The organism is Pseudomonas sp. PvP028 (assembly GCF_017832255.1).
Lineage (GTDB): Bacteria > Pseudomonadota > Gammaproteobacteria > Pseudomonadales > Pseudomonadaceae > Aquipseudomonas > Aquipseudomonas syringae.
Map to the genome: position 1 here is coordinate 1,400,897 of NZ_JAFIBL010000001.1, position 22,044 is coordinate 1,422,940.

The window sequence follows — 22,044 nt, forward strand, 5'->3', positions numbered from 1 at the left end:
TCGACAACAGGCACGAGGTGCGTGGTGGATTTCCCTTCCCGTTTTGAAGTGATCGTCATCGGTGGCGGTCATGCCGGTACCGAGGCCGCACTGGCGTCGGCACGCATGGGTGTCAAAACCCTGTTGCTGACCCACAACGTGGAAACACTCGGCCAGATGAGTTGCAACCCGGCCATAGGTGGTATCGGTAAAAGCCATCTGGTCAAGGAAATCGACGCCTTGGGCGGCGCCATGGCCATGGCTACTGACAAGGGCGGTATCCAGTTCCGCGTGCTGAACAGCCGCAAGGGGCCGGCCGTACGAGCTACCCGTGCACAGGCTGATCGCGTGCTGTACAAGGCAGCCATCCGCGAAATCCTGGAAAACCAGCCGAATCTGTGGATATTTCAGCAAGCCTGCGATGACCTGATCGTCGAACAGGATCAAGTGCGCGGCGTCGTGACCCAGATGGGTATGCGCATATTTGCCGAGTCCGTGGTGTTGACCACAGGTACGTTCCTTGGCGGACTTATCCACATCGGTATGCAAAATTACTCGGGCGGTCGGGCAGGTGATCCTCCCTCGATCGCACTGGCGCAACGACTGCGTGAACTACCGCTACGCGTCGGCCGCCTGAAAACCGGGACCCCGCCACGCATTGACGGGCGTTCTGTGGATTTCTCGGTGATGACCGAGCAGCCAGGTGACACACCGATCCCGGTCATGTCGTTCCTGGGCAACAAGGAACAGCATCCGCCGCAGGTCAGTTGCTGGATTACGCACACCAACGCGCGGACTCACGAAATCATTGCGTCCAACCTCGATCGCTCGCCGATGTATTCGGGTGTTATCGAAGGTATTGGTCCACGTTACTGCCCGTCGATCGAAGACAAGATCCACCGGTTTGCCGACAAGGAAAGCCATCAGGTCTTCATCGAGCCGGAAGGGTTGACCACGCACGAGCTGTACCCGAACGGTATTTCCACGTCGTTGCCATTCGACGTGCAATTGCAGATCGTCCAATCGATTCGCGGCATGGAGAACGCACACATCGTTCGCCCTGGTTACGCCATCGAATACGACTATTTCGACCCGCGTGATCTGAAATACAGCCTGGAAACCAAGGTCATCGGCGGTCTGTTCTTCGCTGGCCAGATCAACGGCACGACCGGTTACGAAGAGGCAGGCGCTCAGGGTTTGCTGGCCGGGACCAATGCCGCGCTGCGCGCACAGGGTCGAGACAGCTGGTGCCCGCGTCGCGATGAAGCGTACATCGGCGTTCTGGTCGACGACCTGATCACGCTCGGTACGCAAGAGCCTTACCGGATGTTCACTTCCAGGGCCGAATACCGTTTGATCCTGCGCGAAGACAACGCTGACCTGCGACTTACCGAAAAGGGCCGCGAACTGGGCCTGGTCGACGATGCCCGCTGGGCTGCGTTCTGCACCAAGCGTGAAAGCATCGAGCTGGAAGAACAGCGTTTGAAAAGTACCTGGGTGCGTCCCGGTACCGAGCAGGGCGATGCGATTGCTGCACACTTCGGCACGCCGCTGACCCACGAATACAATTTGCTCAACCTGCTGACTCGTCCGGAAATCGACTACGCCAGCCTGATTTCAATCACTGGCCAGGGCTGCATCGATCCCCAGGTCGCCGAGCAGGTCGAGATCAAGACAAAATATGCCGGTTACATTGACCGCCAGCAGGACGAAATTGCCCGTCTGCGCGCCAGTGAAGACACTGGTCTGCCGGAAGACATCGACTACGCCGCGATCTCCGGCCTGTCGAAAGAAATCCAAAGCAAGCTGGGGATAACTCGTCCGCAAACACTCGGACAGGCATCGCGCATCCCCGGCGTTACGCCTGCAGCGATATCGCTGTTGATGATCCATTTGAAAAAACGCGGCGCGGGCCGTCAGTTGGAGCAAAGCGCTTGAGTTCTATGGTCACCCCGCAACACGCCCAAGAGTTATCCACCGGTGCCCGGGAATTGGGGATTGACCTCAGCCCGGCACAGCACGAGCAATTGCTGGCGTATCTGGCGTTGTTGATCAAGTGGAACAAGGCCTACAACCTGACTGCGGTACGCAACCCGGACGAAATGGTATCGAGGCATCTGCTCGACAGTCTCAGTGTGGTGCCCTTCATCGAAGGTACACGCTGGATCGACGTCGGCAGCGGCGGTGGGATGCCCGGCATTCCCATGGCCATCCTGTTTCCGGAGCGCAAAGTGGCGCTGCTGGACAGCAATGGCAAGAAAACCCGGTTTCAGACCCAGGTCAAACTTGAGCTGAAACTGGATAATCTTGAAGTTATCCACAGCCGTGCAGAAAGTTATCAGCCTGAAGTGCCTTTCGACGGGATCATCTCCCGTGCGTTCAGCAGCCTGGAAGACTTCACCGGCTGGACGCGTCACATGGGCGACGTCAATACACGCTGGCTGGCAATGAAAGGGCTGCATCCTGACGATGAGCTGGTAGCATTGCCCTCGGATTTTCACCTCGATAGCGCACACGCCTTGACCGTTCCGGGTTGCCAAGGCCAACGCCATCTGCTGATACTGCGCCGCACGGCATGACTGGGAACACAAGCAAGAATGGCTAAGGTATTCGCGATAGCGAACCAGAAAGGTGGGGTCGGCAAGACCACCACATGCATCAACCTCGCCGCGTCACTGGTCGCGACCAAGCGCCGTGTGCTGTTGATCGATCTCGATCCCCAGGGTAATGCGACCATGGGCAGCGGTGTGGATAAACACAACCTGGAAAACTCCGTCTACGACCTGTTGATCGGCGAATGCGATCTGGGCGAGGCCATGCAGTTTTCCGAGCACGGTGGTTATCAACTGCTTCCGGCCAACCGTGATCTGACGGCGGGCGAAGTGGTTCTGCTGGAAATGCAGATGAAAGAGAGTCGTCTGCGCAATGCGCTGGCGCCTATCCGCGAGAATTACGATTACATTCTCATCGATTGCCCACCTTCGCTGTCGATGCTGACCCTGAACGCACTGGTCGCGGCAGACGGCGTAATTATCCCCATGCAGTGCGAGTACTTTGCACTCGAAGGTCTCAGTGACCTTGTGGATAACATCAAGCGCATCGCTGAACTGCTCAACCCGCAGCTGAAAATCGAAGGCCTGCTGCGCACCATGTATGATCCGCGGCTGAGCCTGATCAACGACGTTTCGGCGCAGCTCAAGGAACACTTCGGCGAGCAGCTGTACGACACCGTGATACCGAGGAACATCCGCCTGGCCGAGGCACCGAGTTTCGGCATGCCGGTACTGGCGTATGACAAGTCGTCTCGTGGTGCGCTGGCCTATCTGGCCCTGGCAAGTGAACTGGTTCGTCGTCAACGTCGCGGCGCAAAAACCGCTCAGCCAACCTAAGGAATTCCCATGGCCGTCAAGAAACGAGGTCTCGGACGTGGGTTGGACGCACTTCTGAGCAGTCCAACCGTCAGTTCGCTGGAAGAACAGGCCGTCAAGGCCCCGCCAAGTGAGTTGCAGCATGTGCCGCTGGACCTGATCCAGCGCGGCAAGTACCAGCCGCGCCGTGACATGGACCCGCAGGCACTCGAAGAACTTGCGCAGTCGATCAAGTCGCAGGGCGTGATGCAGCCGATCGTGGTGCGTCCTATCGGTGACAACCGCTTCGAGATCATCGCGGGTGAGCGTCGCTGGCGTGCCAGCCAGCAGGCAGGTGTGGAGACGATCCCGGCGATGGTCCGCGATGTACCGGACGAAACCGCGATTGCGATGGCGCTGATCGAGAACATCCAGCGTGAGGACCTCAACCCGATTGAAGAGGCCATGGCGCTGCAGCGCTTGCAGCAGGAGTTTCAACTGACCCAGCAGCAGGTGGCTGATGCCGTCGGCAAGTCGCGAGTCAGTGTCGCCAACCTGTTACGCCTGATCGCCTTGCCGGAGGCCATCAAGACGATGCTGTCTCATGGCGATCTGGAAATGGGCCATGCGCGTGCATTGCTCGGACTGGGTGAAGATCGGCAGGTCGAAGGTGCGCGACATGTTGTCGCACGCGGGCTTACCGTACGCCAGACCGAAGCACTGGTCAGGCAGTGGCTGAGTGGCAAGGCAGAGGCCGCCGAGCCGGTGAAGACCGACCCGGACATCAGCCGCCTCGAACAGCGCCTGGCCGAGCGTCTGGGCTCTGCGGTGCAGATTCGTCACGGTCAGAAGGGCAAAGGTCAATTGGTTATCCGTTACAACTCGCTGGACGAGCTTCAGGGAGTGCTCGCTCACATCCGCTGAAACAATTGCTCTGTAGCGTATAGTCGGAAATCACTACCCGACTGTTGAATAGGGGCTTAACCGCCCCTATACTCTGCGCGCATTTTGTCGGCACAAATTATGCCAAGTTATTGATCATGGCGACCGACATCAAAGGAGCAGTTGCGATGGAATCCCGCATGCCAGACCGCTTGCCGTTCTATCGCCTGGCGGTTTTCCCGCTTTTGCTGGCTCAATTGATCGTGCTGCTCATGGCCGCATTGGTGCTGTGGCAGTGGCAAGGAGTCGTTGCAGGATATTCGGGACTCTGCGGAGGCCTGATAGCCTGGCTACCCAATTTATACTTTGCTCACAAGGCATTCCGGTTTTCCGGGGCCAGAGCAGCGCAAGCCATCGTTCGGTCGTTCTACGCCGGCGAGGCAGGCAAACTGATTTTCACGGCAGTGCTTTTTGCATTGACGTTCGCAGGTGTGAAGCCTTTGGCGCCGCTGGCTGTATTCGGCGTGTTCATGTTGATCCAGGTGGTCAACTGGTTCGCTCCCCTGCTTACGAGAACAAGACTTTCGAGACCTTAGGGCGTTTGAGGCAACCATGGCAGAGCAAACAGCTTCGGGCTATATCCAGCACCACTTGCAGAACCTTACATTCGGGCACCTGCCCAATGGCGAATGGGGCTTTGCCCACACCGCAGCGGAAGCCAAGGAAATGGGTTTCTGGGCCTTCCACGTCGATACCCTCGGCTGGTCGGTTGCGTTGGGTCTGATTTTCGTTCTGATCTTCCGCATGGCGGCCAAGAAGGCAACTTCCGGTCAGCCTGGCGCACTGCAGAACTTCGTCGAAGTTCTGGTCGAGTTCGTCGACGGCAGCGTGAAAGACAGCTTCCACGGCCGCAGCGCGGTCATCGCGCCACTGGCGTTGACCATTTTCGTCTGGGTATTCCTGATGAACGCGGTCGACCTGGTACCGGTGGACTGGATTCCACAGCTGGCGATGATGATCTCGGGTGACTCGCACATTCCGTTCCGTGCCGTGTCGACCACTGACCCGAACGCCACGCTGGGCATGGCCCTGTCCGTGTTCGCACTGATCATTTTCTACAGCATCAAGGTCAAGGGCATCGGCGGTTTCATCGGCGAGCTGACCCTTCACCCGTTTGGCAGCAAGAACCTGTTCGTTCAGGCGCTGTTGATCCCGGTCAACTTCCTGCTGGAATTCGTGACGCTCATCGCCAAGCCGATTTCCCTGGCTCTGCGTCTGTTCGGCAACATGTATGCTGGCGAGCTGGTCTTCATTCTGATCGCCGTGATGTTCGGCAGCGGTCTGTTGTGGCTCAGCGGTCTGGGTGTAGTGCTGCAGTGGGCGTGGGCTGTGTTCCACATCCTGATCATCACCCTGCAAGCGTTCATCTTCATGATGCTGACCATCGTCTACCTGTCGATGGCTCACGAAGATAACCATTGAGATTCGTCTCAGGACGCGTCTGATGACCGTCTCGCCAGTGGCGAGGCGGTGCCCGCAAGGGCTGATGTAGAAACGATTTTGTTTTACCGCTTCAATTAAAAAAACCTAACCAATACGACGTAAAAGTCGGGAGGAAAGATGGAAACTGTAGTTGGTCTAACCGCTATCGCTGTTGCACTGTTGATCGGCCTGGGCGCACTGGGTACTGCAATCGGTTTCGGCCTGTTGGGCGGCAAGTTCCTGGAAGGCGCAGCGCGTCAGCCGGAAATGGTTCCAATGCTGCAAGTTAAAATGTTCATCGTTGCGGGCTTGCTCGACGCCGTGACCATGATCGGTGTCGGTATCGCTCTGTTCTTCACCTTTGCGAACCCCTTCGTTGGTCAACTCGCTGGCTGATCACTCGAATTTTCGAGTTGATTGGTGTGATGGACAACGAACGAGCGAGGTGTTGGCGTGAACATTAATGCAACCCTGATTGGCCAGTCCGTTGCGTTCTTCATTTTTGTGATTTTCTGCATGAAGTTCGTGTGGCCTCCGGTCATCGCGGCTTTGCACGAACGTCAGAAGAAGATCGCGGATGGACTGGACGCTGCTTCCCGAGCAGCTCGCGACCTGGAGCTGGCCCAAGAAAAAGCGGGTCAACAACTGCGCGAAGCTAAAGCTCAAGCAGCCGAGATCATTGAGCAAGCCAAGAAACGCGGTACTCAGATTGTCGACGAAGCCCGTGAAACGGCACGCGTTGAAGCTGACCGTGTGAAGGCTCAGGCTCATGCCGAGATCGAGCAGGAACTGAACGGTGTCAAAGACGCCTTGCGCGCCCAGTTGGGTAGCCTGGCAGTCAATGGCGCAGAGAAGATCCTGGGTGCCACAATCGATCAAAACGCGCACGCGGAGCTGGTTAACAAACTGGCTGCTGAAATTTAAGCGAGGGCGATCATGGCAGAACTGACCACGTTGGCCCGACCTTACGCGAAGGCGGCCTTCGAGCATGCGCAGGCCCACCAGCAGCTGGCCAATTGGTCAGCCATGCTCGGCCTGGCTGCTGCGGTGTCACAAGACGACACCATGCAGCGCATGCTCAAGGCCCCGCGACTGACGAGCGCACAAAAGGCCACCACTTTTATTGAAGTGTGTGGCGAAAAGTTCGATGCCAAGGCACAGAATTTCATTCACGTCGTTGCTGAAAACGACCGCCTCCCGCTTTTGCCGGAGATCGCCGAACTGTTCGACCTGTACAAGGCCGAGCAGGAAAAATCGGTCGATGTGGATGTCACCAGTGCTTTCGCATTGAACCAAGAACAGCAAGACAAACTCGCCAAGGTTCTCAGTGCACGGCTCGGCCGGGAAGTGCGCCTGCATGCTGCGGAGGATGCCTCTCTTATAGGGGGTGTCGTCATCCGCGCCGGCGACCTGGTTATCGATGGCTCAGTTCGTGGCAAGATCGCGAAACTAGCCGAAGCATTGAAATCTTGAGTTTGAAGGGGCAGCAGAGCAATGCAGCAACTCAATCCTTCCGAAATAAGTGAAATCATCAAGGGTCGCATCGACAAGCTCGATGTAACCTCCCAAGCCCGTAACGAAGGCACAGTCGTCAGCGTGTCTGACGGTATCGTGCGGATTCATGGTCTGGCCGACGTAATGTACGGCGAAATGATCGAGTTTCCGGGCGGCGTCTACGGTATGGCGCTGAACCTTGAGCAAGACTCCGTGGGTGCCGTTGTACTGGGCGCTTACACGACTCTGGCTGAAGGCATGAGCGCCAAGTGCACTGGCCGCATCCTCGAGGTTCCGGTGGGTAAGGAACTGCTGGGTCGCGTTGTCGATGCACTGGGTAATCCAGTTGACGGCAAAGGTCCGCTGAACAACACCGAGACCGATGCGGTCGAGAAAGTTGCTCCAGGCGTGATCTGGCGTAAGTCGGTAGACCAGCCTGTACAGACTGGCTACAAGGCTGTCGATGCCATGATTCCTGTCGGCCGTGGCCAGCGTGAGCTGATCATCGGTGACCGTCAGATCGGTAAAACCGCTCTGGCCATCGACGCAATCATCAACCAGAAGAACAGCGGCATCTTCTGCGTCTACGTAGCGATCGGTCAGAAGCAATCGACCATCGCCAACGTTGTTCGCAAGCTCGAAGAAAACGGCGCACTGGCTAACACCATCGTCGTGGCTGCAAGTGCTTCCGAATCCGCTGCGCTGCAGTTCCTTGCACCGTACTCGGGTTGCACCATGGGCGAGTTCTTCCGCGACCGCGGTGAAGACGCGTTGATCGTTTATGACGATCTGTCCAAGCAAGCAGTGGCTTACCGCCAGATTTCCCTGCTGCTGCGCCGTCCACCAGGCCGTGAAGCTTACCCAGGCGACGTGTTCTATCTCCACTCCCGTCTGCTGGAGCGCGCATCGCGTGTTTCCGAAGAGTACGTAGAGAAGTTCACCAACGGCGCAGTGACCGGCAAAACCGGTTCCCTGACCGCACTGCCGATCATCGAAACCCAGGCTGGCGACGTTTCCGCGTTCGTTCCGACCAACGTGATTTCCATCACCGACGGTCAGATCTTCCTGGAATCGGCCATGTTCAACTCCGGCATCCGTCCGGCTGTGAACGCCGGTGTTTCGGTATCCCGTGTGGGTGGTGCCGCTCAGACCAAGATCATCAAGAAGCTTTCCGGTGGTATCCGTACCGCTCTGGCTCAGTACCGTGAACTGGCGGCATTCGCCCAGTTCGCTTCTGACCTGGACGAGGCGACCCGCAAGCAACTTGAGCATGGTCAGCGCGTCACCGAGCTGATGAAGCAGAAGCAATACGCACCAATGTCGATCGCTGACATGGCGCTGTCGCTGTATGCCGCTGAGCGTGGGTTCCTGACTGACGTCGAAATCACCAAGATCGGCAGCTTTGAACAAGCGCTGATTGCTTACTTCAACCGCGATCACGCCGATTTGATGGCGAAGATCAACGTGAAGGGTGACTTCAATGACGAAATCGATTCTGGCATGAAAGCCGGCATCGAGAAGTTCAAGGCCACCCAAACCTGGTAAGCCGCAGCGGGGGCCGCAAGGCTCCCGCTTGCTAACCTGATAGGTGTTACATGGCAGGCGCAAAAGAGATTCGCAGCAAGATTGCGAGCATCAAAAGCACGCAAAAGATCACCAGCGCCATGGAAAAAGTGGCGGTCAGCAAAATGCGCAAGGCTCAAATGCGCATGGCTGCTAGCCGTCCTTACGCGGAGCGCATTCGTCAGGTGATTGGTCATCTGGCAAACGCCAACCCGGAGTACCGCCACCCGTTCATGATCGAGCGCCCTGTTAAGCGCGTCGGTTATGTCGTAGTGAGCAGTGACCGTGGTCTGTGTGGTGGCTTGAATACCAACCTGTTCAAGACTCTGGTCAAGGACATGGCGGTGAACCGTGAAAACGGTGTAGAGATCGATCTGTGCGTGGTCGGCAGCAAAGGTGCGGCATTTTTCCGCAACTTCGGCGGTAACGTCGTCGCTGCGATCAGCCACCTGGGCGAAGAGCCGTCGATCAACGACTTGATCGGCAGCGTCAAGGTGATGCTGGATGCCTACCTGGATGGCCGTATTGATCGCCTGTCCGTGGTATCCAACAAGTTCATCAACACCATGACCCAGCAACCAACAGTGGAGCAATTGATTCCGCTGGTGGCAACCCCGGATCAAGGGCTCAAGCACCACTGGGACTATCTCTACGAACCCGATGCCAAAGAGCTGCTAGACGGCCTTATGGTTCGCTACGTGGAATCGCAGGTGTACCAGGCGGTGGTCGAGAACAACGCAGCTGAACAAGCAGCGCGGATGATCGCGATGAAGAACGCCACAGACAACGCCGGTGATTTGATCAGCGATTTGCAGCTGATCTACAACAAGGCGCGTCAGGCAGCGATCACCCAAGAGATCTCGGAAATCGTCGGCGGCGCTGCCGCGGTTTAACGGTTCAAATATTAGAGGAACCAGCTAATGAGTAGCGGACGTATCGTTCAAATCATCGGCGCCGTGATCGACGTGGAATTCCCACGCGATAGCGTACCGAGTATCTACAACGCGCTGGAAGTTCAGAGCGCGGCAGGAACCACCCTGGAAGTTCAGCAGCAGCTGGGCGACGGCGTGGTTCGTACCATTGCGATGGGCTCCACTGAGGGCTTGAAGCGTGGTCTGGAAGTAACAGACTCTGGCGCAGCCATCTCCGTACCGGTCGGTAAAGCGACGCTGGGCCGGATCATGGACGTGCTGGGCAACCCGATCGACGAAGCTGGCCCGATCGCCACCGAAGAGCGCTGGGGCATTCACCGTCCTGCACCGTCCTTCGCTGAGCAGGCAGGCGGCAACGACCTTCTGGAAACCGGCATCAAGGTTATCGACCTGGTCTGCCCGTTCGCCAAGGGCGGTAAAGTCGGTCTGTTCGGTGGTGCCGGTGTCGGCAAGACCGTAAACATGATGGAACTGATCCGTAACATCGCCATCGAGCACAGCGGTTATTCCGTGTTCGCCGGTGTGGGTGAGCGTACTCGTGAGGGTAACGACTTCTACCACGAGATGAAGGACTCCAACGTTCTGGACAAAGTGGCACTGGTCTACGGTCAGATGAACGAGCCGCCGGGTAACCGTCTGCGCGTAGCACTGACCGGCCTGACCATGGCCGAGAAGTTCCGTGACGAAGGTAACGACGTTCTGCTGTTCGTCGACAACATCTATCGTTACACCCTGGCCGGTACCGAAGTATCCGCACTGCTGGGCCGTATGCCTTCCGCAGTAGGTTACCAGCCGACCCTGGCTGAAGAGATGGGCACTCTGCAAGAGCGCATCACTTCCACCAAGAATGGTTCGATCACCTCGATCCAGGCCGTATACGTACCAGCGGATGACTTGACTGACCCATCGCCAGCTACCACGTTTGCCCACTTGGACGCCACCGTCGTACTGTCCCGTGACATCGCCTCTCTGGGTATCTACCCGGCGGTAGATCCACTGGATTCGACTTCGCGCCAGCTGGACCCGAACGTCATTGGCCAGGAACACTACGACACCGCTCGCGGCGTTCAGTACGTGTTGCAGCGTTACAAAGAGCTGAAAGACATCATCGCGATCCTGGGTATGGACGAGCTCTCGGAGACCGACAAGCAGTTGGTTAACCGTGCTCGTAAGATCCAGCGCTTCCTGTCCCAGCCTTTCTTCGTGGCAGAAGTCTTCACCGGTGCTTCGGGTAAATACGTTTCCCTGAAAGACACCATTGCTGGCTTCAAAGGCATCCTCAACGGTGACTACGACCACCTGCCAGAACAAGCGTTCTACATGGTCGGCGGCATCGAAGAAGCGATCGAGAAAGCCAAGAAACTGTAATCCCGGCGCCCGGCAACGGGCGCTATTAGGTTGAGGCAAGCAAATGGCTATGACAGTCCATTGCGACATCGTCAGCGCGGAAGGGGAAATCTTCTCCGGTCTGGTCGAGATGGTGATTGCGCACGGCAACCTGGGTGATATCGGTATCGCTCCAGGCCACGCGCCGCTGATCACTGATCTGAAGCCGGGCCCGATCCGCTTGATCAAGCAGGGTGGGGAAGCCGAGGTGTTCTACATCTCCGGTGGTTTCCTTGAAGTTCAGCCGAACATGGTCAAGGTGCTTGCCGATACTGTGCAACGTGCTGCCGACCTGGATGAAGCTTCTGCTCAGGCAGCCGTACTGGCTGCAGAGAAGGCCCTGAACGAGAAGGGCGCAGATTTCGATTACGGATCTGCAACTGCTCGTCTGGCCGAGGCTGCAGCTCAGCTGCGCACCGTTCAGCAAATTCGCAAGAAGTTCGGCGGCTAACCCTGCTGCACTCGATGCGCGATTGAGAAAAAGGGTAGCCTCGGCTACCCTTTTTCTTTTTTCAGATTTCCTCTTTCAAGTCAGCCCGTCTTCGGTCCGGTTGCCGCTCAGTTGGTAGTCCTATCATGTCTCTCGATATCGTTATTCTCGCTGCTGGCCAAGGTACCCGGATGCGTTCCGCGCTGCCGAAGGTTCTGCACCCCGTGGCCGGCAATTCCATGCTGGGTCATGTTATCCACAGCGCACGTCAGTTATCCCCAAGTGGAATACACGTCGTGATCGGGCACGGCGCTGATGCCGTGCGTGAACAGCTGGCAGCCGATGACTTGAATTTCGTGATGCAGGACAAGCAACTCGGTACCGGCCATGCGGTTGCTCAGGCGCTGCCCGCGCTGACGGCTGACACCGTATTGATTCTTTATGGCGATGTACCGTTGATCGAAGTGGAAACGCTTTCGCGCCTGCTCGAACTGGTCAATCCGCAGCAACTGGGTCTGCTGACCGTTACGCTGGATGACCCGACCGGTTACGGCCGTATCGTTCGCGACGATCAGAATCGTGTCTGTGCCATCGTCGAGCATAAGGACGCGAGCGACGCACAGAAGGCTATCACCGAAGGTAATACCGGAATTCTCGCGGTGCCTGCCGCTCATCTCGCTGACTGGCTAGGGCGGCTGTCCAACAACAATGCCCAGGGTGAGTATTACCTCACCGACGTGATTGCCATGGCGGCTAATGACGGCCTGGTGGTTGCCACAGAGCAGCCCCACGACGCGATGGAAGTGCAGGGCGCCAATGATCGCAAGCAGCTTTCCGAGCTGGAACGTCATTACCAGATGCGCGAAGCCCGTCGTCTGATGGCGGCTGGCGTGACCCTGCGCGACCCTGCGCGCTTCGATGTGCGCGGTGAAGTCAGCGTCGGGCGCGACGTGCTGATCGATATCAATGTGATTCTTGAAGGCAAGGTCGTGATCGAGGATGACGTGGTCATCGGTCCGAACTGCGTCATCAAGGACAGCACCCTGCGCAAGGGTGTCGTCGTTAAAGCCAACAGCCACATCGAAGGCGCAATCCTGGGTGAGGGCAGTGATGCAGGTCCGTTTGCGCGCCTGCGACCAGGCAGCGTGCTGGGTGCCAAGGCGCATGTGGGTAACTTTGTCGAGCTCAAGAATGCGAACCTCGGCGAGGGTGCAAAGGTCGGCCACCTGACGTACCTGGGCGACGCCGAAGTTGGCGCGCGCACCAATATCGGTGCCGGCACCATCACCTGTAACTACGATGGTGCCAACAAGCACAAGACCACGTTGGGTGCAGACGTCTTCATCGGTTCCAACAACTCTCTGGTTGCGCCTGTGGATATCCTGGACGGTGCGACGACTGCAGCCGGTTCGACCATCACGCAGAACGTGCCTGCTGAACAACTTGGCGTGGCCCGCGCCCGCCAACGCAACATCGAAGGCTGGAAGCGGCCGGTGAAAATCAGGAAAGACTGAGTTATCCACAGCCCCTTATGACCCGCGTGCCAATGCTCAACATTGGCACGCGGCCCTAACTATCCACACCTGACACTCAAGCCAGGACGCAGAGCGTCCAGAACCGCATACCCACGCGGAGCATGGGTACGATAGCGTTCCGTCAGACACCTATCGTTCCTCACGCTCCAGCGCGGGAATGCCGTTCTTGACGCTCCGCGTCACACCCCAGGCTCAAAAGCCGGTGTCACAAGTATCTGATAGAAATTGCGCCGCCCCATCCCGAAACCTTGACCAAACCCCAAAAATAGGTTTTTATTGCCTTCGTTATCTTTCGAAACGAAACTTAAGGCAGTCATGTCGAAGCGTAATACACCACAACGTCGCCACAACATTCTCGCCCTGCTCAACGAGCAAGGTGAAGTAAGTGTCGACGACTTGGCCAGACGCTTTGAAACTTCCGAAGTTACGATTCGAAAGGACCTCGCTGCGCTTGAAACCAACGGTCTGCTGTTGCGCCGCTACGGGGGCGCAGTGCCGCTTCCTCACGAGCTTATAAGCGATGGCAGTCAGCCGGTTTCTCGTTACAAACAAGCCATCGCCCGCGCTGCGGTTTGCAGAATTCGCGAGCACGCCAGAATCATCGTCGACAGCGGCAGCACCACGGCGGCATTGATTCCTGAGCTGGGCCAGCAACCCGGCCTGGTGGTCATGACCAATTCCCTGCATGTTGCGCGCGCCCTGACCGAGCTGGAACACGAACCGGTCCTGTTGATGACGGGCGGAACGTGGGACCCGCACTCGGAGTCTTTTCAGGGGCAGGTCGCGGAGCAGGTACTGCGCTCCTACGACTTTGATCAGCTGTTCATCGGTGCCGACGGCATCGATCTGGTGCGTGGCACCACCACCTTCAACGAGCTGCTGGGCTTGAGCCGGGTCATGGCGGAAGTCGCCCGGGAAGTGGTGGTCATGGTCGAAGCCGACAAGGTCGGTCGCAAGATCCCCAATCTGGAGCTGCCCTGGAGCAGTATCCACACCCTTATTACTGATGATCGCCTGTCCAGTGAGGCACGCGATCAGATACAGGCCCGCGGCATCAATTTGATTTGTGCTGCTGTCAGCTAGGAGATAACCATGTGTGGAATCGTCGGCGCCGTTGCTGAACGTAATATCACGGCCATTTTGCTCGAGGGCCTCAAGCGCCTTGAATACCGCGGCTATGACAGCGCGGGCGTGGCAGTCTTCAGCAACGAAGGCATCCTTGAGCGCCGTCGTCGCTCGGGCAAGGTCAGTGAACTGGAACAGGCACTTGCCGGCGAGCCGCTGATCGGCCGTCTGGGCATCGCCCACACGCGTTGGGCGACCCACGGCGCCCCGTGTGAGCGTAACGCCCACCCACATTTCTCGGCTAACACGCTGGCAGTTGTCCACAACGGCATCATCGAGAATCACGAAGCGCTGCGTGAACAGCTGAAAGGCCTGGGTTACGTCTTCGCATCCGATACCGACACCGAAGTCATCGTCCACCTGCTGCACCACAAGCTCAAGGACACCGCCGATCTGGCGGTTGCCCTGAAGGCTGCGGTGAAAGAACTTCACGGTGCTTATGGGCTTGCGGTCATCAATGCCGCGCAGCCGGATCGCCTGCTGGCCGCTCGCAGTGGCAGCCCGCTGGTCGTCGGCATAGGTCTGGGTGAAAACTTCCTGGCCTCCGACCAACTGGCGCTACGTCAGGTCACCGACCGTTTCATGTACCTGGAAGAGGGCGACATCGCCGAGATCCGTCGCGACAGCGTGCAGATCTGGAACGTCGACGGAGTGTCGGTCGAGCGCGAAGTGGTGCAATACCATGAAGGCGCCGAAGCCGCCGACAAGGGCGAGTACCGCCACTTCATGCTCAAGGAAATTCATGAGCAGCCCAAGGTCGTACAGCGCACCCTCGAAGGTCGTCTGGGGCAGCAGCAAGTGCTGGTCCACGCATTCGGTCCACAGGCTGCCGAGCTGTTCGCCAAAGTACGCAACGTTCAGATCGTGGCCTGTGGCACCAGTTACCACGCGGGCATGGTCGCGCGTTACTGGCTTGAAGGCCTGGCCAGCATCCCTTGCCAGGTCGAAGTGGCCAGCGAGTTCCGCTATCGCAAGGTGGTGGTTCAGCCGGACACCCTGTTCGTCTCGATCTCGCAGTCCGGTGAAACCGCCGACACCCTGGCAGCGCTGCGCAACGCCAAGGAACTGGGCTTTCTGGCCAGCCTGGCGATCTGTAACGTGGGCATCAGCTCACTGGTGCGCGAATCCGACCTGACCCTGCTGACCCAGGCCGGTCCGGAAATTGGCGTGGCATCGACCAAAGCTTTCACCACCCAGCTGGTCGCCTTGTTGCTGCTGACCCTGTCGCTGGGTCAGGTCAAGGGATCGCTGGAGCAGGGCGTCGAAGCGCAACTGGTCGAAGAACTGCGTCGCCTGCCGACGCGCCTCGGCGAAGCGCTGGCAATGGACGGCACGGTCGAGAAAGTCGCCGAACTGTTCGCCGAGAAGCACCACACCCTGTTCCTCGGGCGCGGCGCACAGTTCCCGGTGGCAATGGAAGGCGCACTCAAGCTCAAAGAGATCTCCTACATCCACGCCGAAGCCTACCCGGCCGGCGAACTCAAGCATGGCCCGCTGGCGCTAGTCGATGCCGACATGCCAGTCGTCACCGTCGCACCAAACAACGAACTGCTGGAGAAACTTAAATCCAACCTGCAGGAAGTGCGCGCACGCGGCGGCGAGTTGATCGTATTCGCAGACGAGCAAGCCGGCATGAAGAACGGCGAAGGCACCCACGTCATCGCCATGCCACACATCATCGATGCCTTGGCACCGATTCTGTACACCATTCCGCTGCAGTTGCTTTCGTATTATGTGGCTGTGTTGAAGGGGACGGATGTGGATCAACCGCGGAATTTGGCGAAGTCGGTGACGGTGGAGTGAGTTATCCACAGGGGTGAGGTTTTGGCTTTTCAAAACTCAAAACCACCCCCTGTGGATAAACCCTCGCAACTCGCTGATCAACTCGACCAGCGATACTCCCAAAACAGACCCTACCCCACTCCCCGAAAGTCGCCCTCAAGGCCTGGTTTCTTCACTACCTATTCCGGCACTTTCGAAAACTTGTAAAACAGATTCGGCTCACTGACGACGTACAGGTTGCCTGCGCGATCCATGGTCAGGCCTTCGGGTTGGGGGGCGCTGTGCTTGAGGTCGGAGAAGGTACCCAGCAGTGATCGAATGCTGACAAATCGTCCTTTGCTGTCCAGTTCTGTGATCGAGCGCGACTGGTCGCTGAGCAGCAGCAAATGGCCGGTTCGCGGATCGTAGTAGCCGTCTGAAAGGTCGCGTGCAGCGACACTTTTCGTGATCCAGTCCAGCCGGTCGGCAACTTTGATCTGCAGGCGGCCTTGATCGATGGAGCGCAGGACGCCGGAAACCTCGAACATCTGCCGTGGATCGCGCTCTTTGATCGCGAACAGGCGGTCGTTGGCGGGATCGTAGGTTACGCCTTCGAATCCCTTGTTATGAATACTGGGGTTGATCAGTAGCGCAATGAACTGAGCTTCCTCGACGTGGATGGGGCGTGCCTGCGGCGGCAACGTGATGATGTCCAGTTGCTGGAGATCTTCATCGCACAGCACGATGCGACCGTTGCCCAGATAAGCCACACCTTCGGTGTCGTCGAAACCGATCAATGGGTAGCGGGCGATTATGTCGCCGTTCACGTTCAGCGCCAGCAGTTGCATGGGGCCTTTGTTGGTCACTGCCAGCAGTCGGTCATTGTCGTAGTCGTAGGTGATCCCGGAGATATTGGCGACGTCCGGGGCAAGTGGTTTGGCGTCGATAACCACATGGAAATCCGGCAGCCAGATATTCTTGTCGGCTGCCGTATTGCCCTTTAACCAGGTGCGACCGTACTGATACAGCTGTTGGTGGACCTGAAAGTGTGTCGACACGGAATAGGCCAGGATCAGCAGCCCGAGAGCACCTGCACTCAGCACGAGTTGTGCGAGTGATACCTGCTTTCGTGCGACGTTCGACCACGTAAGGCGCTTTGCCTTGATCGTTTCCAGCTGCATGGCGTCAGGCACTCCCGCGTGTTGGGCGGCTGGGCGGGGGATTAATCAACATTTTGCTGCCAGGCGAAACGATAGGCCTGCATCGGACTTTCCGGTTTACACAGGCCGTTGTCGGCATCGGCATCGACGATGAACCAGTCAGCTCTGGAGGTCTGACCCAGCGGCCGGGCTTTTTCCGGCAAGAAGCAATTGGCCAGTTGCTCGCCTGGCACCAGCGCAAAGGTGCCGGGGTGTTCTCTTAGCCAGCGGGCGGCCTGTTCGGTTGCCGACGGCTTGGCAAAACCGAAATGCACAATGGGTTGGCGTGCATAGAGCCAGTGCCCCTCGCGCCAGTTGACCAGCACCAGATCGGCACCTTGCGTGACGTAAGCGGCCTGCTCCATCAGTTCCTTGTGTGGGTTTTGGCCCTCTATGACGGGTTCGACGAACCCTCTGGCGAACCAAAGACCAAGCCAGACAACCACCACCACCGGGACAATTCGCCGAGCCCTGACGCGGTCATGTAACCAGCGTTTCAACAACCAGGGCAGTAAGGGGGCGGCCACCAGTACCAGGCCGGGCAGCGCCGGAAAGATGTAGATCTTGCGTTTGCCACTGGAGAGGCTGAAGAACAGCAGCACCAGCAACACCCAGCCGAGCAGTACCAACACCCGGCCATCGTGCTTGCTCAACTGTCGGCGCCAGGCCGGGATCAGCCAGGGCAGCACCAACACCAGCGGCATCCAATACTGCGGGATGACTTTGACGAAGAAATACCAGAAGGGCTCGCGGTGGTCCCAGGCGCTGGCGTATCGATTGGCCGTCTGGTGCAAGAGTATTTCCTGCACATAGGCGAAGCCTTCCGGGCCGCCGTCACGCACGACCGAGATAATCATCGGCACCAGCCACAGGCAGCAGGCCAGCAATAACACCAGCAGACCCAGCGCCCAGCGCGCGGCCTGTGCAGGCATGGCCACCACACCGTGCCAACCTTTACGCGCGGCATAGGCGTAAGGGATCAGCATCAACGCGGGAACAAAACCGACGCCCTTGGTGATAATACCCAGCCCCATCGCCGCACAGCTGAAATAGAACCAGCCCCAGGCCGGCCCGAGCAACACGTGGCGAACCAGGCCGTAGAAGCCCAGCGCAATCCACAAGCACAGAAAACTGTCGATCTGCCCGGTGCGCAGGATGCTGTAGGTCTGATAGGTCGCCAGGAACAACAAGGCAGCGTACCGACCGATGCGTCGGTTCCACAGACGGGTGCCCAGATCGTAGAGGACTGCGGTGGTTGCGCCTGCAGAGAGCAGCCCGGGCAGGTAAAGCGCGATATTCGGGCTGCCCGTCAGCCAAATGAAGAATGCCGTCGCCCACATGAACAGCGGCGGTTTGTCGGCATAGATCTGCGCGGCCCGGTGCGGGACGAACCATGAGCCGTTCTGCAGCATTTCCAGGGCAACGCCGAGAAACCGCTCTTCGTCCACGTTCTGCGGCAGACGCACGCCCAGGCCGCCCCCGACCAGTAAAACGGCCAGCGCGACCAGTAGCCATCCCTCGAGGCGAGGCGAAAGGTGAGTTCGCACCGTCATTGCTCCTCAGGTGTCTTAGCCTGTCGGCTGATCAGCTGCAGGTTGCGCATGTACACCAGCAGACCAAAGGCCTGGCCGGCGATGAAGACCGGGTCCTGTCGGTAAATGGCGTAGGCCAGCAGGATCGTGCTGCCCAGCATGCTCAGGTACCAGAAGCCCACCGGGATCATGCTGCGCTTCTTGAATTCGCTGTACAGCCATTGCAGGACAAAGCGTCCGGTAAAAACCGCCTGCCCGACAAAGCCGAGGATCAGCCAGAAAGTCTCGTTATCCGGCTTCATGGCCGCAGTTCCTGTGCCTGAACATCCAGCCGAGTCCGACGGATCAGCCACCAGACGCCGACCAGATCAAGAATGCCGACCAGCGCGCGGTCCAGGTTGCCGTACTTGGACACGCCGGCCTGGCGATGGCGGTGGTTGACGGGGTGCGTGACCATACGGCCGTTATGTCGCTGAATCAGCGCTGGAATGAACCGATGCATATGGTCGAAGTACGGCAGACGCAGAAACGCGGCTCGCTCGATCAGTTTCAGGCCGCACCCGGTGTCTGGAGTCGCGTCTTTGAGAAGCCGGCTGCGCAAGCCGTTGGCAAAGCGCGAGGCCCAGCGTTTGCTGGCGGTATCGCGCCGATTCACTCGGTGGCCTGCCACCAGCTGTATCGCACCGGAGCCGTTTGCGTGAGCGCGTACCAGCGCCAACATCCCGGGAATATCCGCCGGGTCGTTCTGACCGTCACCGTCCAGGGTCGCCAGCCAGGTGCCGTTGGCCGCCAGTGCTGCGTGATAGACCGAAGTGCTCTGCCCGAGCGATCGCTCGTGGCGCAGGATTCGCAACAAGGTCAATCCGCTGTCTTTGAGGTGAGTCAGCACTTTCAAGGTGTCGTCTGTGCTGCCGTCATCAACGACCAGAATCTCGTAGCGTTCCCCGTCCAGCGCTGTGCAAATCTCTTTTATCAGGCAGGGCAGGTTGTCGGCTTCGTTTTTGGCCGGGATCACGACGGAGAGAAAAGTGGGCGTGGTCATGGAAGTCCTTGTTATTGAAGTGGCTCGCAGATCCGGGCCTGATAGTGCTCCCGATACCAGTCGACGAAGGCCCTGACGCCAGTGTCGACCGAGACCTGTGGTTGAAAGTCGATCCATTGGCTCAGCGCACTGACGTCAGCCCAGGTTTGCAGCACGTCGCCCGCTTGCAAGGGCAGGTAGCGCCGTTCAGCGCGCAGGCCTAGCGCGGCCTCCAGGCAATCGACGAACTCCAGCAGCTTGACGGGCTGACCCCGGCCGATGTTGAAGAGCTGATGAGGCGGCTCGCTGCCAACGGCATCGGGCGGCAGCAGACGCAGGCGCAGGATGCTTTCGACAATGTCGTCGATGTAGGTGAAGTCCCGCGCCATTTCGCCGTGGTTGTAGATATCCACAGACTGGCCGGCGAGCATGGCTTTTGTGAACTTGAACAGCGCCATGTCCGGCCGGCCCCAGGGGCCGTAGACGGTGAAAAAGCGCAGCCCTGTGGCGCGCAGGCCGTACAAGTGGCAATAGCTGTAGGCGGTGAGTTCGTTGGCGCGCTTGGTGGCGGCATACAGGGACAGCGGCCGGTCGACGGCATCCTCTACCTGAAACGGCATGCGCGTATTGGCGCCGTAGACCGAGCTGCTCGACGCGTAGATCAGGTGCGCCGGTCGATACTGCCGACAGGCCTCGAGCACGTTGATAAAGCCGACCAGATTGGATTGGGCGTAAACATTCGGTTGTTCAAGCGAATAACGCACACCGGCCTGCGCCGCCAGATGAATGACCTGTTCGAAGGCGTTTTGCGAGAAGAGGGTGTACAGGCCTTCGGTGTCGGTGATGTCCAGCCTGTGGAACGTGAAACCTGGCAGGCGCTGGAGTATGGCAAGGCGCGATTGCTTGAGCTCGACGCTGTAGTAATCGTTGAGGTTGTCGATACCGACGACCTCCACACCGAGTTCGCACAGACGCCTGGCGACATGAAAGCCGATGAACCCCGCAGCACCTGTCACCAGCACCGTCATGCCGGAGTCGCCCGGCCACGACCAATGCCGTAGTAGGTAAAGCCCGCCTCACGCAGCTGCGACGGGTCGAACAGGTTGCGGCCATCGAACACCACACGATCACCGAGCTTTTCGCCGAGCTGGTTCAGATCCAGTACCCGGTAGTCCTGCCACTCGGTCACCACCACCAGGGCGTCTGCGCCTTCCAGAGCATCATGCTTGCACTGCACCAGTTGCAGGTCGTTTCGCTCACCGTAATGATGCCTGACCGCTTCCAGTGCCTGAGGGTCATGTGCCTGAACCCTGGCACCGGCTGCCCAGAGCGCTTTAAGCAGGGTATGGCTGGAGGCTTCGCGAATGTCATCGGTATTGGGCTTGAAGGCCAGTCCCCAGACGGCGAAGACCTTGCCACTGAGATCACCACGATAATGCGTGTGGATATTTTCAAACAGGCGGTGCTTCTGGCGGCTATTGACCTGTTCCACAGCGTTGAGCAACGCCGTTTCCACGCCGTGCTCGCTGGCTGTGCCGATCAGCGCCTGCAAGTCCTTGGGAAAGCATGAACCGCCGAAGCCGCAGCCCGGGTAAATGAAGTCATAGCCAATGCGCGGGTCGGAGCCGATGCCTAGCCGCACCTGTTCTATGTCGGCACCCACTTGTTCAGCGAGGTTGGCGATCTCGTTGATGAACGAAATCTTGGTCGCCAGCAGGCAGTTGGCAGCGTATTTGGACAGCTCTGCGCTGCGCGCATCCATGACCACGAACTTCTCGCGGTTGCGACTGAACGGCTGATACAACTCGCGCATCTGCTCCAGCGCTCGCGGGCTGGCCCCGCCGACGATAATGCGATCCGGACGCAGGCAATCGCTGACCGCGCAGCCTTCCTTGAAAAACTCGGGGTTGCTGATCACTTCAAAGCCGTCATCGCGTCGCGTACTGGCAGCGATCTCAGCGAGCAGACGGTCAACGGTGCCCACTGGCGAGGTCGACTTGTTGACAATGATCGGGGCGCTCTCGGCGTGTCTGATCACCGAGTGCAGTACGGCAAGCACCTGGCTCAGGTCCGCCTTGCCGTCGGCTTGCGCTGGCGTACCGACTGCGATGAATAGCAACTCTGCAAAGCGACTGGCGTGTACTTCATCGGTCGTGAAACTCAGTCTCTTGCAGTCCAGGCCATTGCGCAGGAGTTCGCCAAGGCCGGGCTCGAATATCGGACATATGCCTTCGCGCAGCGCGTCAATGCGCTTGCTGTCGACGTCCATGCAACACACGGTATGGCCTACTTCAGCCAGACAAGCAGCAAGGGTAAGTCCCACATAACCGGTTCCGAACACTGTCACTCTCAAGTGTCGCTCCTTCTGCTTCATGC

Annotated in this window: 22 protein-coding genes; 16 read left to right on the top strand and 6 right to left on the bottom strand. The window is 58.6% G+C overall.

Features of this window, described 5'->3' with window-relative positions:
* The first annotated feature begins 24 nt into the window (after positions 1 to 24).
* The 16 genes from mnmG to glmS all read left to right on the top strand — a co-directional run bounded on the left by mnmG (position 25) and on the right by glmS (position 15,958).
* Positions 25 to 1,917 carry a tRNA uridine-5-carboxymethylaminomethyl(34) synthesis enzyme MnmG gene (gene mnmG / locus JOE34_RS06280; RefSeq protein WP_032659633.1) on the top strand — a complete coding sequence of 631 codons (1,893 nt, stop codon included), beginning with the start codon at positions 25 to 27 and terminating at the stop codon, positions 1,915 to 1,917.
* Complete coding sequence (rsmG, locus tag JOE34_RS06285) at positions 1,914 to 2,558, top strand: 16S rRNA (guanine(527)-N(7))-methyltransferase RsmG (protein WP_003367844.1); 645 nt, start codon at positions 1,914 to 1,916, stop codon at positions 2,556 to 2,558. The genes mnmG and rsmG overlap by 4 nt, the downstream gene beginning before the upstream one ends.
* Before the next feature lie 18 nt (positions 2,559 to 2,576).
* Positions 2,577 to 3,368 (top strand): ParA family protein, encoded by a 792-nt coding sequence (locus JOE34_RS06290; RefSeq protein ID WP_002555991.1) that lies wholly within the window; start codon positions 2,577 to 2,579, stop codon positions 3,366 to 3,368.
* A 9-nt stretch (positions 3,369 to 3,377) separates the two neighbouring features.
* A complete protein-coding gene (locus tag JOE34_RS06295; RefSeq protein ID WP_003315951.1) occupies positions 3,378 to 4,250 on the top strand; it encodes a ParB/RepB/Spo0J family partition protein in 873 nt (290 codons plus the stop codon).
* Positions 4,251 to 4,396: 146 nt separating this feature from the next.
* Entirely contained in the window at positions 4,397 to 4,804 is a 408-nt protein-coding gene (locus JOE34_RS06300; RefSeq protein ID WP_002555989.1) for a F0F1 ATP synthase subunit I, read from the top strand.
* A 16-nt stretch (positions 4,805 to 4,820) separates the two neighbouring features.
* Positions 4,821 to 5,690, top strand: coding sequence for a F0F1 ATP synthase subunit A (gene atpB, locus JOE34_RS06305; RefSeq protein ID WP_003315954.1), 870 nt, complete (start codon positions 4,821 to 4,823; stop codon positions 5,688 to 5,690).
* A 138-nt stretch (positions 5,691 to 5,828) separates the two neighbouring features.
* Positions 5,829 to 6,086, top strand: coding sequence for a F0F1 ATP synthase subunit C (gene atpE / locus JOE34_RS06310; RefSeq protein WP_002555987.1), 258 nt, complete (start codon positions 5,829 to 5,831; stop codon positions 6,084 to 6,086).
* Positions 6,087 to 6,143: 57 nt separating this feature from the next.
* The gene (locus JOE34_RS06315; protein ID WP_003315955.1) at positions 6,144 to 6,614 is read left to right on the top strand and encodes a F0F1 ATP synthase subunit B; all 471 of its coding nucleotides are present in this window, start codon (positions 6,144 to 6,146) and stop codon (positions 6,612 to 6,614) included.
* A 12-nt stretch (positions 6,615 to 6,626) separates the two neighbouring features.
* Positions 6,627 to 7,163, top strand: coding sequence for a F0F1 ATP synthase subunit delta (locus JOE34_RS06320; RefSeq protein WP_003315956.1), 537 nt, complete (start codon positions 6,627 to 6,629; stop codon positions 7,161 to 7,163).
* Positions 7,164 to 7,184: 21 nt separating this feature from the next.
* Positions 7,185 to 8,729 carry a F0F1 ATP synthase subunit alpha gene (atpA, locus tag JOE34_RS06325; protein WP_003315957.1) on the top strand — a complete coding sequence of 515 codons (1,545 nt, stop codon included), beginning with the start codon at positions 7,185 to 7,187 and terminating at the stop codon, positions 8,727 to 8,729.
* A gap of 50 nt (positions 8,730 to 8,779) precedes the next feature.
* Complete coding sequence (atpG, locus tag JOE34_RS06330) at positions 8,780 to 9,640, top strand: F0F1 ATP synthase subunit gamma (RefSeq protein ID WP_003367855.1); 861 nt, start codon at positions 8,780 to 8,782, stop codon at positions 9,638 to 9,640.
* A 27-nt stretch (positions 9,641 to 9,667) separates the two neighbouring features.
* Positions 9,668 to 11,047, top strand: a complete 1,380-nt coding sequence (gene atpD / locus JOE34_RS06335; RefSeq protein WP_002555982.1) for a F0F1 ATP synthase subunit beta — start codon at positions 9,668 to 9,670, stop codon at positions 11,045 to 11,047.
* 43 nt (positions 11,048 to 11,090) lie between these two features.
* The gene (locus tag JOE34_RS06340; RefSeq protein ID WP_003413751.1) at positions 11,091 to 11,516 is read left to right on the top strand and encodes a F0F1 ATP synthase subunit epsilon; all 426 of its coding nucleotides are present in this window, start codon (positions 11,091 to 11,093) and stop codon (positions 11,514 to 11,516) included.
* Between the two features lie 125 nt (positions 11,517 to 11,641).
* The gene (gene glmU, locus JOE34_RS06345) at positions 11,642 to 13,009 is read left to right on the top strand and encodes a bifunctional UDP-N-acetylglucosamine diphosphorylase/glucosamine-1-phosphate N-acetyltransferase GlmU (RefSeq protein WP_004403369.1); all 1,368 of its coding nucleotides are present in this window, start codon (positions 11,642 to 11,644) and stop codon (positions 13,007 to 13,009) included.
* A 336-nt stretch (positions 13,010 to 13,345) separates the two neighbouring features.
* Positions 13,346 to 14,113 (top strand): DeoR family transcriptional regulator, encoded by a 768-nt coding sequence (locus JOE34_RS06350; protein ID WP_010422861.1) that lies wholly within the window; start codon positions 13,346 to 13,348, stop codon positions 14,111 to 14,113.
* Between the two features lie 9 nt (positions 14,114 to 14,122).
* The gene (gene glmS / locus JOE34_RS06355) at positions 14,123 to 15,958 is read left to right on the top strand and encodes a glutamine--fructose-6-phosphate transaminase (isomerizing) (RefSeq protein WP_010422860.1); all 1,836 of its coding nucleotides are present in this window, start codon (positions 14,123 to 14,125) and stop codon (positions 15,956 to 15,958) included.
* Positions 15,959 to 16,116: 158 nt separating this feature from the next.
* Here glmS and JOE34_RS06360 read toward each other — a convergent pair whose 3' ends face one another.
* The 6 genes from JOE34_RS06360 to JOE34_RS06385 are packed head-to-tail and all read right to left on the bottom strand — an operon-like array spanning position 16,117 to position 22,021.
* Positions 16,117 to 17,097 carry an SdiA-regulated domain-containing protein gene (locus JOE34_RS06360; protein WP_024665774.1) on the bottom strand — a complete coding sequence of 327 codons (981 nt, stop codon included), beginning with the start codon at positions 17,095 to 17,097 and terminating at the stop codon, positions 16,117 to 16,119.
* A 41-nt stretch (positions 17,098 to 17,138) separates the two neighbouring features.
* Complete coding sequence (locus JOE34_RS06365; RefSeq protein ID WP_024663797.1) at positions 17,139 to 18,668, bottom strand: glycosyltransferase family 39 protein; 1,530 nt, start codon at positions 18,666 to 18,668, stop codon at positions 17,139 to 17,141.
* On the bottom strand, positions 18,665 to 18,949 hold the full coding sequence (locus JOE34_RS06370) for a lipid-A-disaccharide synthase N-terminal domain-containing protein (RefSeq protein WP_010422854.1): 285 nt from the start codon (positions 18,947 to 18,949) through the stop codon (positions 18,665 to 18,667). The genes JOE34_RS06365 and JOE34_RS06370 overlap by 4 nt, the downstream gene beginning before the upstream one ends.
* On the bottom strand, positions 18,946 to 19,689 hold the full coding sequence (locus tag JOE34_RS06375; RefSeq protein WP_010422852.1) for a glycosyltransferase family 2 protein: 744 nt from the start codon (positions 19,687 to 19,689) through the stop codon (positions 18,946 to 18,948). Before JOE34_RS06375 ends, JOE34_RS06370 begins: the two co-directional genes overlap by 4 nt.
* Positions 19,690 to 19,700: 11 nt before the next feature.
* On the bottom strand, positions 19,701 to 20,696 hold the full coding sequence (locus tag JOE34_RS06380; RefSeq protein WP_046720206.1) for an NAD-dependent epimerase/dehydratase family protein: 996 nt from the start codon (positions 20,694 to 20,696) through the stop codon (positions 19,701 to 19,703).
* Positions 20,693 to 22,021, bottom strand: coding sequence for a UDP-glucose/GDP-mannose dehydrogenase family protein (locus tag JOE34_RS06385; RefSeq protein WP_046720205.1), 1,329 nt, complete (start codon positions 22,019 to 22,021; stop codon positions 20,693 to 20,695). The genes JOE34_RS06380 and JOE34_RS06385 overlap by 4 nt, the downstream gene beginning before the upstream one ends.
* Positions 22,022 to 22,044 lie beyond the last annotated feature (23 nt).

What these genes read in the sequence shown, in the direction of transcription:
- JOE34_RS06290 (WP_002555991.1), top strand. Translation starts at nt 2,577, where the DNA reads ATGGCTAAGGTATTCGCGATAGCGAACCAGAAAGGTGGGGTCGGCAAG.
- JOE34_RS06295 (WP_003315951.1), top strand. Translation starts at nt 3,378, where the DNA reads ATGGCCGTCAAGAAACGAGGTCTCGGACGTGGGTTGGACGCACTTCTG.
- JOE34_RS06300 (WP_002555989.1), top strand. Translation starts at nt 4,397, where the DNA reads ATGGAATCCCGCATGCCAGACCGCTTGCCGTTCTATCGCCTGGCGGTT.
- atpB (WP_003315954.1), top strand. Translation starts at nt 4,821, where the DNA reads ATGGCAGAGCAAACAGCTTCGGGCTATATCCAGCACCACTTGCAGAAC.
- atpE (WP_002555987.1), top strand. Translation starts at nt 5,829, where the DNA reads ATGGAAACTGTAGTTGGTCTAACCGCTATCGCTGTTGCACTGTTGATC.
- JOE34_RS06320 (WP_003315956.1), top strand. Translation starts at nt 6,627, where the DNA reads ATGGCAGAACTGACCACGTTGGCCCGACCTTACGCGAAGGCGGCCTTC.
- atpA (WP_003315957.1), top strand. Translation starts at nt 7,185, where the DNA reads ATGCAGCAACTCAATCCTTCCGAAATAAGTGAAATCATCAAGGGTCGC.
- atpG (WP_003367855.1), top strand. Translation starts at nt 8,780, where the DNA reads ATGGCAGGCGCAAAAGAGATTCGCAGCAAGATTGCGAGCATCAAAAGC.
- atpD (WP_002555982.1), top strand. Translation starts at nt 9,668, where the DNA reads ATGAGTAGCGGACGTATCGTTCAAATCATCGGCGCCGTGATCGACGTG.
- JOE34_RS06340 (WP_003413751.1), top strand. Translation starts at nt 11,091, where the DNA reads ATGGCTATGACAGTCCATTGCGACATCGTCAGCGCGGAAGGGGAAATC.
- glmU (WP_004403369.1), top strand. Translation starts at nt 11,642, where the DNA reads ATGTCTCTCGATATCGTTATTCTCGCTGCTGGCCAAGGTACCCGGATG.
- JOE34_RS06350 (WP_010422861.1), top strand. Translation starts at nt 13,346, where the DNA reads ATGTCGAAGCGTAATACACCACAACGTCGCCACAACATTCTCGCCCTG.
- glmS (WP_010422860.1), top strand. Translation starts at nt 14,123, where the DNA reads ATGTGTGGAATCGTCGGCGCCGTTGCTGAACGTAATATCACGGCCATT.
- JOE34_RS06360 (WP_024665774.1), bottom strand. Translation starts at nt 17,097, where the DNA reads ATGCAGCTGGAAACGATCAAGGCAAAGCGCCTTACGTGGTCGAACGTC.
- JOE34_RS06365 (WP_024663797.1), bottom strand. Translation starts at nt 18,668, where the DNA reads ATGACGGTGCGAACTCACCTTTCGCCTCGCCTCGAGGGATGGCTACTG.
- JOE34_RS06370 (WP_010422854.1), bottom strand. Translation starts at nt 18,949, where the DNA reads ATGAAGCCGGATAACGAGACTTTCTGGCTGATCCTCGGCTTTGTCGGG.
- JOE34_RS06375 (WP_010422852.1), bottom strand. Translation starts at nt 19,689, where the DNA reads ATGACCACGCCCACTTTTCTCTCCGTCGTGATCCCGGCCAAAAACGAA.
- JOE34_RS06380 (WP_046720206.1), bottom strand. Translation starts at nt 20,696, where the DNA reads ATGACGGTGCTGGTGACAGGTGCTGCGGGGTTCATCGGCTTTCATGTC.